A 14,545-nucleotide genomic window follows, 5' to 3' on the forward strand; every position below is an offset into this window, starting at 1 on the left:
GGCGCGAAGCCGTTTGCGTGCGGCATGTTTTTGTGGATCGCATGCCGAAAAGCCCGAAACCGGTGTCCACTTTCGTGCGGCATGCTTTTGTCGGTCGCATGCCGAAAAGCCCGAAACCGGTGTCCACTTTCGTGCGGCATGCTCACTAATTACTATCACGCACATTGTAATAGATCAGCATCAGCGTGCCCCAGCCCAGGACCAGGAACAGTCCCGTCAGCCCCGCGAGCAGCGTCCGGCGGGGATAGAGCGCGCTCTGGGCCAGCGTCGGGCGCACATGGGGGGCGAGGTAGCGGCTCTGGCGCCGGGCTTCGGCCCGCGCGGCGGCAAGGGAGGCGAGCGCCTGGGTATAGGCGGTGTTGGCGAACTCGATATCGACCAGCAGCTCCTCGTAGGTGCCGACCACCTCCGGAAGCACCCCGTCGACCCCGCCCACGCCGAGATTCTGCCGCTCCTCCTCGATCTGCTCGGTGATCGCGGAGATCCGCCGGTTGGCCTGGATCACCCGCTGGTCGTCCTCGGCGGCATAGGAGAGCAGCACGTCGCGCTCCACCAGCGCCTGGGCCAGCTCCTGCTGGAGCGCGTTCAAGAGTCCCATCTGGCCGGCGATGTCGGCCGAAGGGTCGACGATGCGGTTGGTGCGGCGGAAATCGGCCATGCGCTTGCGGACGTCGCGCAGATGCGCCTCCGCCTCTTCCAGCTCCTCGCGGGCGAAGCGCACCGCATCCTCGCGCGCCTGTTCGGACAGGAGGTTCACCACCCGGCTGCTCTCGGCCAGCACCGCCGTGGTGATCGCCTGGGCATCCTCGGGGGTGAAGGCATTGGCGCGCACATGGATGATGCCCGCGCTCGATTCGTAGCTCACCTCGACCATGCTGCGCCAGTAATCGAGCAGATCCTCGATCGTGGCGTCGGGCCCCAGGGTGAAATAGGGATCGTTCTCGGCGCGGTTGAAGATCGTGCGCAGGTCGAGCTGATCGTCGATGTTCTCAACGATCTTCTGGCTGCGGATGAACTCGAACAGGATATCGGCTTCCGAAGCCGAGCCGGGGTTGATCTGGGTGATCGCCCCCAGAAGCCCGGCGGCGGCGGATGACTGCTCCTCGGAGCGGATCGAGAAGGCGGTTTCCGAGTGATACTGGTCGGCGGCGCGGGTGTAGAGATAGCCGCTGGCCAGCGCGAAGGGCAGCAGCACCACGATCAGGAAGGACACGAGGATCGCCCAGTGCCGGCTCCGTGCCCGGGCCGGCGGCACCTCGATGCCGGACGTGCTGCCGCTCGCGGGGAGGATCTCGCCGGAAAAACCCTCGGCCCGGGGGGGCGCCGCGGAGGCGGCCTGGGAGGCCGACGCGGAGGCGGCCTTCAGCTTGCCGCCCTTCTTCCTTTTCCGCTTGCCGGCCTTCCGGTCGAGGGTCTTTTCCTTACGGGCCTTGAGCTTCTGCCGGCGTGACCGGTTGCCCGAGGGCGGTGTGTCGCCCGACTGCCGATTCGTCTTCCGGCCGCGCGCATTGCGTCGCCGGCCCCGCCCGCGGGCGGGAAAGGCCGCGACATCGCCGCCGCCATCACCGCTGCCGTCCGGCTCGGCATCTCCCGCCTGCACGGGGTCCGGGCCCTGGCGGGGCTGGGAGGCGTCCTGTCCGGGGGTCTGGGCCGCCTCCTCTTCGGGGGGCGCGCCGGTCTCGGTCTGGGGATGGATCATCTTCACCTGCGGCACTGGTTTCGGACCAGGCTTGTTATCGGAACATGGTGTGGTTTACCGTCTGGGCGAATACAAGGCAAATGACGCCGGCCGCACGAATTCGACAGTTTCGCCCGTGTTTTCTCCGTGCCGGCGCCGATGAAGAGAAAAGCCTCTCCCGTGAGTTCATTCGATACCTTCAGACTCTCTCCGCTCCGGCCGCGTGCGGACCGCCCCTCCTTCCAGCGGCTGCGCGTGCTCAGCGCGCTGGTGATCCGCGAGATGGGCACCTCCTTCGGCAAGTCCGCGGGCGGCTATTTCTGGGCCATCGCCCAGCCGCTCGGCGGCATCCTGCTTCTGGCCATCGCCTTCGGCCTGGCGCTGCGCAGCCCGCCGCTCGGCAACAGTTTCCTGTTCTTCTATTCTACGGGCATCGTGCCGCTTCAGCTCTTCCTGACCATGCATCGCGCGGTGAGTTCCGCGATCACCTCCAACCGCGGGCTGCTGGCCTATCCGGTGGTCAGCGCGCTTGATGCGGTGGCGGCGAAATTCCTGCTCACGCTGATGACCAATTTCATGATCGCGGTCCTGCTGATCGGCGGCATCATCGTCGTCAGCGGGGCCTATGTGATCCTCGACTGGGAGATGATCGTCATTTCTTTCACGCTGGTCTCGCTGCTGGGCCTCGGAGTGGGCACGCTCAACTGCGTGCTTTTCGGCTTCTTTCCCACCTGGAAGAACATCTGGTCGGTGCTCACCCGGCCGCTCTTCATCATCTCGGGCGTGTTCTACGTCTTCGAGAGCATTCCGGCCGCCTTCCAGGACGTGGTCTGGTACAATCCCGTCCTGCAATGCATCGGCCTGATGCGCGCGGGCTTCTTCGGCACCTACAATGCCGATTACGTCTCGATCCCCTATGTGCTGGGCATCTCGCTCACCTGCCTGGTGATCGGCGGCTACCTGGTGCGCCGCCATGCCGCCTTCCTGATCGAGCAGTAGGACCAAAACCGTTCCGGGTGGCGAAAGCCGCCTGGAAAAGGATTTTGGTCCCGAGAAAGCAAACCGTTCCGGGTGGCGAAAGCCGTCCGGAAAAGGATTTTGGTCCCGAGAAAGCAAACCGTTCCGGATGGCATTTGCCATGCGGACAGGGCGTTTGCTCCCGGAGAGGGCCATCGGCCCGGGTCACCCTCGGGCGCGGGGCCTGTGCCGAAGCGGGGTGTCGGGGTGGAATGGCCGGGTGGAATGGCTGGTGGGCGGAATGGTTGGGCGCGGGTCAGCGCCTCAGAACGAGCCTTCCTTCTGGAACGGCACGAACAGCGTCCTGACGAGGATCTTCGCATCCAGGAGCAGCGAGTGGCTGCGGATGTATTCCAGGTCGAAATCGACGCGCTCCTCGGCCATCGAACGGCTGTGGACCGGGCCGCGGTTGCCGTTGATCTGGGCAAGGCCGGTCATGCCGGGGCGGACCGTGTGACGTTCGTGATACTCGGGGATCATGTCCTCGATGCTTTCGCCATCGACCTCGAGCACCAGCGCATGCGGGCGCGGACCCACCAGCGACATCTTGCCGCAGAGCACGTCCCAGAGCTGCGGCAGCTCGTCGAGGCAGGTCTTGCGCAGGAAGCGGCCCACGGGCGTCACGCGATCATCGTCGCGGGTCGCCTGGCGCTTGCCGGTCATGTCGGTGCCCTCGACGCGCATGGTGCGGAACTTCGTCACCACCACGACGTTCCGGCCGGCGCCGTAGCGCGGCTGGCGGAAGAAGATCGGGCCGGGCGAACTGAATTTCACCGCCAGGGCGATGGCGGCGAGAACGGGCGCGAAGCTCAGGAGCAGCACGGAAGCCATGATGTAATCGGCCACGGTCTTCAGTTTCCAGGAGAGCCCGGAGCGGGCCGCTCCAGCATCCGGATGCCGATGTTTCCGAGAAAGGTCGGAGTCTTGCGAACTGTCGGAGAGCGTCAGGTTTCCGTCAAGTTCCGTAAAGAGTGTCATCCGTCTACCCTGATCCAAGCACCATGAAAGCAACGCGAGCAGCAGAAACAGAAACCCTCTTCGGCGATCCGATGCGGAAACGCCAACAGGGCACCCGAACAAGGCCACGCGTATCACGGCCCTAGGAGCGTTCCTTCTGAAACATCGATTCTGTGAGCTACCCCTCTCACGGGGGGAATTAAGACACTATTCACCTCGAATTTCAACTAAATTTTCGCCTTAATTGAATACCTTGGAGGATCATGGTGAATTTGTGCCACGCGTCCGCACCCGGTCTTTCCGCCCATGTCCCAAGGAACTTGGGCTTTTCGCACGCGGCCCGGTCCGGGCTTCGGGGCCTTCGTGGGGCGGTCCCGGGGTTGCATCCTGCGGTTGTGGCCCGCCCTTTCAGGCTGCCTGCACGTCGCAGGCCCGCAGGACGCCGTCCCATTCCTCGTGGCGGGCGAGGATCGCCGCCAGTCCCGGCACGCGCTCCAGCAGCGCCCGCGTGCGGCAGAGAAGCGGCGCCTGGGACGCGATGACCTTCGGCCAGTGGTAATGGGCGAAATAGGGGCTGGCCGCGCCGGTGTCCGAGAGGTGGCAGGGAAAGTTGAACCGGTCGCCCAGGGGCCGGATCTCCCAGCCGAGCCGGGCGGCGGTCACCGGCAGGGCGATCTGGTCGACCCAGGGGCGCTTGTTCAGGATGCGCGGCTCGGCATCGATCCGGCGCACCGTCTCCACCCACATGCGCGCAAACGCGTCCCCGTCGCGCACCGAGATGAAGCCGGCGTTGAAATAGGGCCGCATCGCCTCGCGGCTGGCGGTGGAGGTGAAGCTCTTCGCCGGGGTCTCGAGGTTGAAGAGCTGCCAGACCCGCGACCAGCTTCCCCCCCCGCGCGAGAAGGTGTCGATGTCGGCGGGCTTGGCGGCGATGTCCGCGCCGAGCTCCGGATGCCAGGAGAAGGGGCACATCAGCAGCATGTCGCTGTCGAGAAACACCGCCGGCCCCGATATGCCCTCGAGGGCCGCGACCTTGTTGCCATGGGGATAGTCGGGATCGATCCGGTTCTCCGCCGGCACGAGCGGGATGCCGAGCCCCTCGAAAAGGGCCCTTGCCTCCGGCCCGAGCGCGCCCCAGCGCGCCTCGGGTTCCATCACCCGGGCGACGATCCTGCCCGGCAGGTAATACTGCGCGAGGCTGGCGGCGAGCAGCGCGCTCTTGGCCTCGAGCGGGCCGCCATGGACCACGAGGACCAGGGTCGGGCAGCGTGCCGCGAGCCGCTCCGAGACCGCCCGGGGGGCGGGGAAGGCGGGGCCGTCCATCTACAGAACCTCCACGAGGGGCCGGATCTCGTGCTCCGGGTCGCAATGGCGCTCCCAGAAGGTCCGGGTGTTGCGCGCCCGCGCCCGCACCTCCTCGCGATCGGAGGCGAGACGGGCGACGAGATCGCGGATTGCGGGCAGCGAGAATTCCTCGAGCACCCAGCCCGCGCCGGTTTCGGCCACCAGCTGCCCCACCTCGGTGAAGGCCATGGTGATGACCGGGCAACCGTTGCAGAGCGAGGTGATGGCGCGGGTGGAATAGCAGAGCTCGCGCTCGGCATTGCGCTCGAACACGTCGAGCGAGATATGGGAGCCGGCATTGAGCCGCCGGTAGGCCTCGAAGGCGGCCACGTCCCGATAGACCACCCGACCCTGCGGGCGGCGCGGTCGCTGCCGGGAGGCGCGGTCGTGGAAATGCAGGTGCTCGCCCACGCCGATCGCCGTGACCTCGACGCCACCGAGATCCGCGAGGTCTTCCAGAGCGCCCGCATCGAGCCCGCGGGTCCAGGCCTGGTCGAAGCCGCCGAAGAAGACCCGCAGGGGGCCTTCGCGCGCCGGTCCTTGCGCGGGGTTTCCCTGCGCGGGCGCTTCCGTCATGGCCGCGTCCCCGGCCCAGGGCAGGGCGAGCCGCACGGAAAGCGGGGCGGGCAGATGGACGAGCGGGGGCCGGGCGCGCATGTAATCCGCGCCGTATTCCGCCCGGCCGGTGCCATTGGCGATGAGGAGGTCGGCCTGGGCGATCAGCTCCTCCTTCTTGCTGCGTTTCGCCTCCAGCCGCCCACCCGAGGAGATGAAGGAATGCTCCACCATGGAGGGGCTGAAGAAATCATAGACGATCCGCTGGCCGGGGGCCTTGGCAAAGGCGTCGATCCCGACCCAGCCGATGAAGATGATCGTGGCGTAGTCGGCCTTCAGGCGCGCCTCGAGCCGCTCGTCGGGGATCACCCGCCAATGGCCGGGAAACCGCATCGAGGGCGCGTTCCAGCGGTCGAGCTGGGCTCGCACGGTGCTCCGGCGCGTCACGATGTCGCAGTCGTGGCCCGAGGCCCGGAGCCCGAGGTGGAGCCCCTGGGCGCGCAGGCCCTGGGCGCCGCTCGGCAGTCGCGAGCCGGGCACGCAGCCGTTGCAGACGATGGCGATCCGCCCCGGTCGGTCGGGCGCTTCGGAGGGGGCGGGGACGGGCAGGACCTGTTCGTTCATCGCCAGACATCCAGTTCCATGAGGGCCGCGCGCACCACCAGGTCATTGGGCTTGTAGGCCAGGAGCCGGAAGCCGGTCTGGGTGCAGGTGCCGCCGAAGGTCATGGCGATCTCGTCGAGCAGGCGTTCCACCGACAGGGGATACATGTTGTGCGACTTGATCTGCACCGGCACCAGCAGGTCCTCGAGCAGCACCAGCCGCACCCGCGCGCCCGCGCGCGCCGCGGCCGTCTTCAGGATCTTCAGCCGCTCGGCCCGGTCGTTGTGGTGCAGCACCGTGACCGTCATCACGATGTCGATCTCGGGCAGGTCGGCGGCGGGCAGCGACCGGGTGGTGAAGAACCGCACGCCGGGATTGAGCGTGCGCGCCGTCTCCACCATGCCCCGGGAGATGTCCGCGCCGTGATAGCGCACATGGGGCCGGCAGTAGCGCGCCAGCCGCCCGATGCCGCAGCCGTATTCCAGGAGCGCAGGCGGGCGGGAGCCGCGGCGCATGTCGGAGGCCGCGCGCCGGATGGCGGGCATCAGGGCCTCCATCTGCGTCTCGTGCATCATCTTGTTGATGATCCGGGGCGCATTGGCATAGCAGACCGAGCGGGCCGACGTGCCGAACTGCTGCGCGCGCGCCTCCCAGTGCTCGGCCGGGGAATACTCCGCCTCCTGTTCGTAGGCCTGGGCCGTTTCCTGCGCCAGATCCTCGAAGACCGCTTCGATCAGATCCGTTCCCGCGGGCCGCTCGAGCCGCAGGAGCGAGCCTGCCGGGGCCTCGCCCGGCTCCGGGGCCACCAGCCGGTCGAAGATCGAACCATGGGCCTCGGCCCACCGCCTCAGCGGACAGTCCGGCGCCCCCGAGGGCACGGCGAAGAAGGGAACATGGCCCAGAAGCCCCGCAAGTGCTGCTCGGACATGGCGCGGCAGTTCGGGGGCATCGGGCGCGGCATGGAGGACGATCGCCTGGACGGCATCCCCTTGCGCGAAATCCTCCGGCCGGGTCCAGTCCAGGGCCGTTTCGGGGTCGGTGAAGACGCGCACGCGCCCGGGCGTCACCTCGAGGACACCGCTCCGGGGCTTGAGGGGCGGGATCATGGCGTTCATCCCGTCTCCCGCAGGGCGTGGATCTCCGCGTTCAGGAGATCGATGAATTCCTGCTGGGATTCGAGCAGCCGGTCCTTGTCCGCGAGCCCCTCCCGCATCGCCTCCAGCTCGGCCTCGAGCGTCGCGATCCGCGCCTGCTGCGCCGCGTTCTCGTAGCGCAGGAGGTCGAAGGTCGCCTCCAGCGCGGCCGTCTCGGGCAGTTTTTCCAGGATCTGCTTCATGGCGTGCCTCTCTTCGTTCTGCCGGTCCCGGCGGTCCCGCGTGTCACCGGCCTTCCGGCCCGACGAATCCCATCCGTTCGCGCGCGCGCAGCCGTGCCTCCACCTGGCGCACCTCCGCCAGCAGGGCCGGGTCGGCCACCGCCTCGTTGGGGCCCGCGCGCTTCATCAGCCCGGCCTCGAACACGTCGCCCACCTCGAGCGGCGCCAGCGGATAGCGCCAGGTCTCGCGCAGCTCGCCCAGGATGTCGCGCCCCGCCAGCAGGCTGTCGAGGCTCACCACGCAGGAGCGCCCCGGAAAGCTCTCGAGAAACCGCAGGGCGGCGCGGGCATAGGTGAGATACATGCGGATCGCGAGATCGGGCTCGGTCCAGAAGCGGATATTGACCGCCGGCGCCTGGCCCCGGGCCAGATCGGCCGCCGCGCGCCGCTTGAGCGAGCCCACGCATTCGGCGCAGGAGCGGAAGAGATATAGCACCGACATCGCCGGGAAGACCTCCGCCCATTGCGGCAGGAACAGGCAGACCCGCGGGTCCTTCACCCCCCAGGCGCCATGCTCCGACCGCGCGATGCCGTATTCCGACAGCCAGTACCAGTCCTCCCGGGTGACGGTGGGGATGAAGGCGCTCCCGTGCTGCCAGGAGGCGCCCGATTGCGCGAGGAGCCGGTCGTGGAAGCCGATGACGGTGCGATCCTCGAAATGGCCGTATTTGTTGGAGAACTTCCCGCCCAGCAGATCGTCGCCCAGGAAGAGCCCGGCGTCATGGAAGAGGTTGGCCAGCATCGAGGTGCCGCTGCGGTGGAAGCCCGCGATCACCAGGGGGGCGCTGTACTGCGGCACGCCTCCGGTTTCGGTCTCGGGCAGGTTGCGCCGGGCGGGCGGTTTCGCGGCCCGGGGCGTGACCGTCACCTCGCCGCGCGCGGGCGGCACCGCCACCCGGCCCTCGGCCCGGCCGATGGTCTCGAAATGCGCGATCAGCTCGACCGGCGAGAGCCCGGCGAGATCGGGGTGCAGAAGCTGGTAGTAGCGCGCATTCAGGGCCCGGGAATAGCTCTTTCCCTCTTCCCAGCCGCGGGTGAGATAGTGCTCGAGCGGCTCCAGCCCCGATTTCGCGGCATCGGGATAGGCGGCCTGATACCAGGCGATGTCGAAATCCGGATTGGGATTGCGCAAGGGGCGCTTGCGTTCGCGGCAGCCCCATTCGAGGTAATGGCCGAAGGGCTCGCGGCCCATCTTCCGCACGTCCCCGTTCTGATCGAGATACCATTTTGGATCGAAGAGCGGGTGGGGGCGGCGCCCCTCGCGCCAGCCGGTGGTCAGGTAATGGCTGAACGGCTCGGCCCCGGCCTCCTCCACGTCCCGGTTTCGGCCGAGATACCAGAAGGGATCGAAGAGCGGGTGGGGGCGGCAGCCATCCCGCCAGCCGGTCTCGAGGTAATGGGCGAGCGGCTCGAGGCCTGCCTCCGCCACCTCGCCGTAATCCCCGAGATAGCGCGTCGCATTGAAGGCCGCATTGGGATTGCGCCCCTCGCGCCAGCCGATGGTGGCGTAATGTTCGAGCGGCTCCAGCCCGGTATCGAGCACCTTTGGGTAGCGCTTCTGATACCAGGCGATGTCGAGCACCGGGTTCGGGTTGCGCAGGGGTCGCCTGCGCTCGCGGCAGCCCCATTCGAGATAGTGCCCGAAAGGCTCGCGGCCCTGTTTCGCCACGTCCGGGTTGGTCTCGAGATACCAGGCGGGATCGAAAAGCGGATGCGGCTTGCGCCCCTCGCGCCAGCCAAGGGTGAGGTAGTGACCGAAGGGCTCGGTTCCGGCCTCGGCCACATCCGGGTTCTGGGCCAGATACCGCTCGGGATCGAAAAGCGGATGGGGGTGACGCCCTTCCCGCCAGCCGGTCTCAAGGTAATGGGCGAGCGGCTCGAGGCCTGCCTCCGCCACGTCCGCGTTGGCGGCGAGATAGCGTCTCGTGTCGAAAGCCGCGTTCGGGTTGCGGCCCTCGCGCCAGCCGATGGTGGCGTAATGCTGGAGCGGCTCCGGCCCGGTCTTCGCCACTCTCGGGTAGCGCGTCTTGTACCAGGCGATGTCGAGCACCGGGTTCGGATTGCGCAGGGGCCGCCTGCGCTCGCGGCAGCCCCACTCGAGATAATGGCCGAAGGGCTCGCGGCCCTGTTTCGCCACATCCGGGTTCTGGCCGAGATACCAGGTGGTGTCGAAAAGCGGGTGGGGCTTGCGCCCCTTGCGCCAGCCAAGGGTGAGGTAGTGGCCGAAGGGCTCGGTTCCGGCCTCGGCCACATCCGGGTTCTGGGCCAGATACCAATTCGGATCGAAGAGCGGATGGGGCCGGCAGCCCTCGCGCCAGCCGGTCTCGAGGTAATGGGCGAGCGGCTCGAGGCCTGCCTTCGCCACGCCCTTGTTGGCGGCGAGATAGCTTTTCGCGTCGAAGGCCGCGTTCGGGTTGCGGCCCTCGCGCCAGCCGATGGTGGCGTAATGTTCGAGCGGCTCCAGCCCGGTCTTCACGATCTTCGGATAGCGCGTCTTGTACCAGGCGATGTCGAGCACCGGGTTCGGATTGCGCAGGGGCCGCCTGCGCTCGCGGCAGCCCCACTCGAGATAATGGCCGAAGGGCTCGCGGCCCTGTTTCGCCACATCCGGGTTCTGGCCGAGATACCAGGTGGTGTCGAAAAGCGGGTGCGGCTTGCGCCCTTCCCGCCAGCCAAGGGTGAGGTAATGGGTGAAGGGTTCGGTGCCGGCCTGCGCCACATCCGGGTTGGTCTCGAGATACCAGGCGGGGTCGAAAAGCGGGTGGGGGCGGCGCCCTTCGCGCCAGCCGGTCTCGAGGTAATGGGCAAGCGGCTCGAGGCCTGCCTCCGCCACGTCCGCGTTGGCGGCGAGATAGCGCGTCACATCGAAGACCGGGTTCGGGTTGCGGCTCGCGCGCCAGCCCGTCTTCCGGTAATGGGCCCAGGGCTCTTGGCCCTCGAGATCCGGAACGGTCCTTGCATACCAGCCCGCATCGAACAGCGTCCGGGCGGTTGTCGCGGCACGGGCCGCCGGATCTTTCATCTCCCCGGACGGGGCAGGGAGGGTGCTGGAACGCATGTCGATTGTGTCCAGAATATGCGGGATGCGACTTTCATGTCGCGAACCGATAGGTCAGGACGCGTCCGATTGGCAAGGCGCCAGTGCAAGGCCCCGAAGGACCGTGGCCGAAAAACCGTCACCGCACCCCCTTGCGCGCCGTGCCGGTTTCGCGTCACTCGCCCGCCGGGACCTCCTCGACCGCGAGCCTGCCGTCCGCGTCCTCCACCAGCGGATAGCTGACCGGCACCGTGCGTTCCGGATGGCCCGCGGCATCGACGGCGAGGATGCGCGCGCCTTGGGGCGTGAAATGCGCCTCGCCCCGGGGCGAGACCCGCACCCATCCTTCGAGCGCGCCACCCGGGCCGTAGCGATACGTATCGCGCCAGTCCGCGCCCGGGGTGAGCACCGGATCGGCATAGGTCTCGGCCTTCTCGGGGTCGGCATGGTCGATCGAGACGATCCGGGGCGTGTCGTCCGGGCCGGTCTCGTAGGTCCGCGTCTCCTGGGGCGGGAAATACCAGCTCAGGATCGCCGGTGCGCTGTCATGCACGCCATTGTGCGCGAAGACCCCGATATCGACGCGGGAGGAGGTGACGGGCAACTCCTCCGAGATCTCGAAGGGCGCGTGCCAGTCGAGGGTGATGCGCGCGCGCGCACCTCCGTCCAGCGGTTCGATCGTGACCTTCTCCGGATCGCCCTGCAGGAGCCGCCACTCGAAGGCGAGCGCCCGCCCGTTCGGGTCGCGGCTCTCCTCCGCCGAGAGGATCATCTCGCGCCGCCCGGTCTTCGAACGCCAGACCCGTGCCACCGCCCGGGGCGTGTCGAACAGCTGCTCGCTCAGCCCCTCCCCGAAGAAATCCACGCCCTCCCGGCCCAGATCCTCCGCCTCGACCGCGATCCGCACCTCGGCGGGAATGTCCTCGACCCGGATCGCGTTGGCGAGGCTCACCATGCGGGCGAGGTTGATGTCGAAGCCGTCGAAGGCGGCGCGCTGTGCATCCGAGCTGAAATAGCTCTCCCGCGAGCGCACGTTCTGCAGGCTGCGGCGGAAGACCATCTGCACCGTCGGCGTGACGAGGCCTTCCGCGATCAGCCGCTCCTTGGTGTCGGGGCGGAAGGCGGCAAGGATCATCGCCACCGCCTCGAGGAGGGGCTTGTCCGAACCCGAGGAGCCGCGCGAGATCAGGATATAGGGCGTGTTGGCCGGAAAGAGATCGCCGCCCTCGTCGGTGAAATCCTCGTGCGCGGGATAGACGTAGAGGTGGTTCGCGCGCGCTTCCTGCCAGAGCCGCAGGGGGCCTGCCCCGTCGGGATAGGTATAGGCGTGGCGCGGCAGGCTGCGCCAGGCGGGGCCGCTCGTGATCGCGGTCGAGGAATTGCCCAGCACCGGCCGGTCGAAGAGGAAGGGGCCCGCCAGCCCGTAATCCACGCCCGCCCGCTTCGCGGCATCGTCATAGACCACATGGGCAAGCTGGGGGTGGGCGGCGCGTTCGAGCGCCGAATGGCCGCGGTCGCGGTTGTCGTAGAGATCGCCGTTGTTTCCCGCCGCCCGGCCGCGTTTTTCATGCTCGCGCAGCAGGTCGCTGGCGGCTGTCCTGGGACGGACGGGCAGCACGGGCGCGGACGGCTCGGGGGCGAAGGCGAAGCGCGGCTCGAGACGCCCGGTCTCGGGGTTCCAGACCGTGTTCGCCGCACTCACCACCGCGCGCCCGCTCCAGGCGGGGGTGGGGGTGGGAGCAAGCCCCGGTTCGGTGTCGCGCTCCGCGGCCAGGTCTGCCAGCCGGGAGGCGAAGGCCGCATCCGCGGCGAGCTCCGCGAAGACCGGTTCGGACAGCAGCGGCGCCATCTCCATGCCCGCCTCCGCGGCCGCCTCGAGATCGGCCCGGGCGGCCTCGGGGAATCCCTCGAGCATGGCAAGGGCCGCGCGGTTGACCCGGAGCTCGGCCAGATCCGGATGGCGCAGGACCAGCCGGTCGAGCAGGAGCGTCGCCGCGCCGGTCTCGCCCGCGTCCGCAAGTGCGCCCGCCTCGCGGATCTCCGCGGCGATCACCGGCATGGCAAAGAGATCGGCGGCGGTTCCGGGATCGATCGAAAGCCAGGGCGGCAGGGGTCGCGGCAGGGGGGCGGGCTCGACCACGCGGGCCTCCTCCTCCTGGGCCTCCCCGGGCTCTTCCTGGGCCGCGCCCGGCAGGGCCGCAAGTCCCGCCACCAGCAGCCCCGCCACCAGCCGCCGCGTCACCGGCAACCTTGTCGCTGCCCTCTTCATCCGGCTGACCGGCACCATGCACCCCCACACCTGTGGCCCCCCGCGGGAGGCCCTGCCACCAGCCGCCACAATAGAGCCCGGACCCGCGCCCCGGAAGATGCGCTTGGCAACCGTGGTTGAGACCGGGTCCGGAGGGCCGGGCAGGATGGACATTTACCTTGCTGCGGCAGAATATGCAGGCCTATTTGAACAGGTCGTGATTTCGGGTCTTATGTATGCCCGCAGGGGCAAGAGTGGGTTAGGAGACAGGAGCAACCATGAAGATCACCGTATTCGGCACCGGCTATGTCGGGCTCGTCCAGGGAACGGTTCTGGCGGAGGTCGGCCATGACGTGCTCTGCGTCGATGTGGACGAGGCCAAGGTCCAGGCCCTGAAGGAGGGGCGCATCCCGATCTTCGAACCCGGGCTCGAGGAGATGGTCAAGCGCAACCACGCCGAAGGCCGGATCAACTTCACCACCGATGCGGCGCAGGCCGTGGCCCATGGGCGCGTGCAGTTCATCGCCGTGGGCACCCCTCCCGACGAGGACGGCTCGGCGGATCTGAAATACGTGCTCGCCGTGGCCGGAACCATCGCCGAGCACATGGAAGAAACCAAGACCGTCATCACCAAGTCCACCGTGCCGGTGGGCACCGCCGACAAGGTGCGCGCGAAACTCTCCGAAGTGCTCCGGGGCCGCGGCAGCGATCTCGGCTACAATGTCGTCTCGAACCCCGAATTCCTCAAGGAGGGTGCTGCGGTCGCGGACTGCATGCGCCCCGACCGGATCGTGATCGGCACCGACAGCGAGGAAGCCGAAGACCTGATGCGCGAGATCTACGAGCCCTTCAACCGCAGCCGCGACAAGGTCATCGTGATGGACGTGCGCTCGGCCGAGCTCACCAAATACGCCGCCAACTGCATGCTGGCGACCAAGATCTCCTTCATGAACGAGATCGCCTGCCTCGCGGAGAAGCTCGGCGCGGATGTGGAAGCGGTGCGCCACGGCATCGGCTCGGACCCGCGCATCGGCTATCACTTCATCTATCCCGGCGCGGGCTATGGCGGGTCGTGCTTCCCCAAGGACGTGAAGGCGCTCATCCACACCGCGCGCCAGGTCGGCTTCGAGCCGACGCTCCTCGATGCGGTCGAGGCCCGCAACGAAGCCCAGAAGGAAGTGATCTTCGACAAGATCATCCGGCATTACGGCGGCAACGTGAAGGGAAAGGTCTTCGCGCTCTGGGGCCTCGCCTTCAAGCCCAATACCGATGACATGCGCGAGGCGGCCTCCCGCGTGCTGATGGAAGCGCTCTGGGAGGCGGGCGCCAGTGTCCGGGCCTTCGACCCCGAAGCCATGGAAGAGGTGCAGCGGATCTACGGCGACCGTGACGATCTCACGCTCTGCGGCACCAAGGAATCCTGCCTGCGCGGCGCGGATGCGCTCGTCACCATCACCGAGTGGCAGATGTTCCGCGCCCCCGATTTCGACCTGATCGCGGAAAAGCTCAAGGCGCCGGTGATCTTCGACGGCCGCAACCTCTACGACCCCGAGCGCATGGAGAAGAAGGGCTTTGCCTATTACGCCATCGGCCGCGGGCGTATCGAACCGCCTGCCGGGGCGGAAGCGGCCGCGGAATAGGGGGCCGTCTCCGTCGCCTGAGGCGGAGATGTCCGAACAGATCGAAGGCCGGCGCCGGTGTCCCTGCCGCCGGCCTTTCCGTCACGCGATC

The 14,545-nt window shown here is 68.0% G+C and carries 10 protein-coding genes; 2 read left to right on the forward strand and 8 right to left on the reverse strand.

Translation table 11 applies throughout. The features are described from left to right. Window positions 1–145 precede the first annotated feature (145 nt). Complete coding sequence (locus ACP15W_RS19695; RefSeq protein ID WP_424934659.1) at window positions 146–1,699, reverse strand: hypothetical protein; 1,554 nt, start codon at window positions 1,697–1,699, stop codon at window positions 146–148. 159 nt (window positions 1,700–1,858) lie between these two features. Here ACP15W_RS19695 and ACP15W_RS19700 point away from each other — a divergent pair, with 159 nt between their 5' ends. Further along, the gene (locus ACP15W_RS19700; RefSeq protein ID WP_424934660.1) at window positions 1,859–2,677 is read left to right on the forward strand and encodes an ABC transporter permease; all 819 of its coding nucleotides are present in this window, start codon (window positions 1,859–1,861) and stop codon (window positions 2,675–2,677) included. A gap of 282 nt (window positions 2,678–2,959) precedes the next feature. On the opposite strand, the gene ACP15W_RS19705 is transcribed toward ACP15W_RS19700, so the two are convergent. The 7 genes from ACP15W_RS19705 to ACP15W_RS19735 form a co-directional block, all read right to left on the reverse strand. Beyond that, entirely contained in the window at window positions 2,960–3,673 is a 714-nt protein-coding gene (locus ACP15W_RS19705; RefSeq protein WP_424934661.1) for a sugar transferase, read from the reverse strand. 387 nt (window positions 3,674–4,060) lie between these two features. Next, the gene (locus tag ACP15W_RS19710; protein ID WP_424934662.1) at window positions 4,061–4,975 is read right to left on the reverse strand and encodes a hypothetical protein; all 915 of its coding nucleotides are present in this window, start codon (window positions 4,973–4,975) and stop codon (window positions 4,061–4,063) included. Further along, window positions 4,976–6,175 (reverse strand): hypothetical protein, encoded by a 1,200-nt coding sequence (locus ACP15W_RS19715; protein WP_424934663.1) that lies wholly within the window; start codon window positions 6,173–6,175, stop codon window positions 4,976–4,978. Further along, complete coding sequence (locus tag ACP15W_RS19720; RefSeq protein WP_424934664.1) at window positions 6,172–7,269, reverse strand: class I SAM-dependent methyltransferase; 1,098 nt, start codon at window positions 7,267–7,269, stop codon at window positions 6,172–6,174. Before ACP15W_RS19720 ends, ACP15W_RS19715 begins: the two co-directional genes overlap by 4 nt. Beyond that, window positions 7,266–7,490 (reverse strand): hypothetical protein, encoded by a 225-nt coding sequence (locus ACP15W_RS19725; RefSeq protein WP_424934665.1) that lies wholly within the window; start codon window positions 7,488–7,490, stop codon window positions 7,266–7,268. Before ACP15W_RS19725 ends, ACP15W_RS19720 begins: the two co-directional genes overlap by 4 nt. Before the next feature lie 43 nt (window positions 7,491–7,533). Continuing rightward, window positions 7,534–10,587 carry a hypothetical protein gene (locus tag ACP15W_RS19730; protein ID WP_424934666.1) on the reverse strand — a complete coding sequence of 1,018 codons (3,054 nt, stop codon included), beginning with the start codon at window positions 10,585–10,587 and terminating at the stop codon, window positions 7,534–7,536. 154 nt (window positions 10,588–10,741) lie between these two features. Continuing rightward, window positions 10,742–12,853, reverse strand: coding sequence for a hypothetical protein (locus tag ACP15W_RS19735; RefSeq protein WP_424934667.1), 2,112 nt, complete (start codon window positions 12,851–12,853; stop codon window positions 10,742–10,744). A gap of 239 nt (window positions 12,854–13,092) precedes the next feature. Here ACP15W_RS19735 and ACP15W_RS19740 point away from each other — a divergent pair, with 239 nt between their 5' ends. Beyond that, window positions 13,093–14,454, forward strand: coding sequence for a UDP-glucose dehydrogenase family protein (locus tag ACP15W_RS19740; protein ID WP_424934668.1), 1,362 nt, complete (start codon window positions 13,093–13,095; stop codon window positions 14,452–14,454). Window positions 14,455–14,545: the final 91 nt, after the last annotated feature.

This window comes from Amaricoccus macauensis (assembly GCF_049800915.1).
Classification (GTDB): domain Bacteria; phylum Pseudomonadota; class Alphaproteobacteria; order Rhodobacterales; family Rhodobacteraceae; genus Amaricoccus; species Amaricoccus macauensis_A.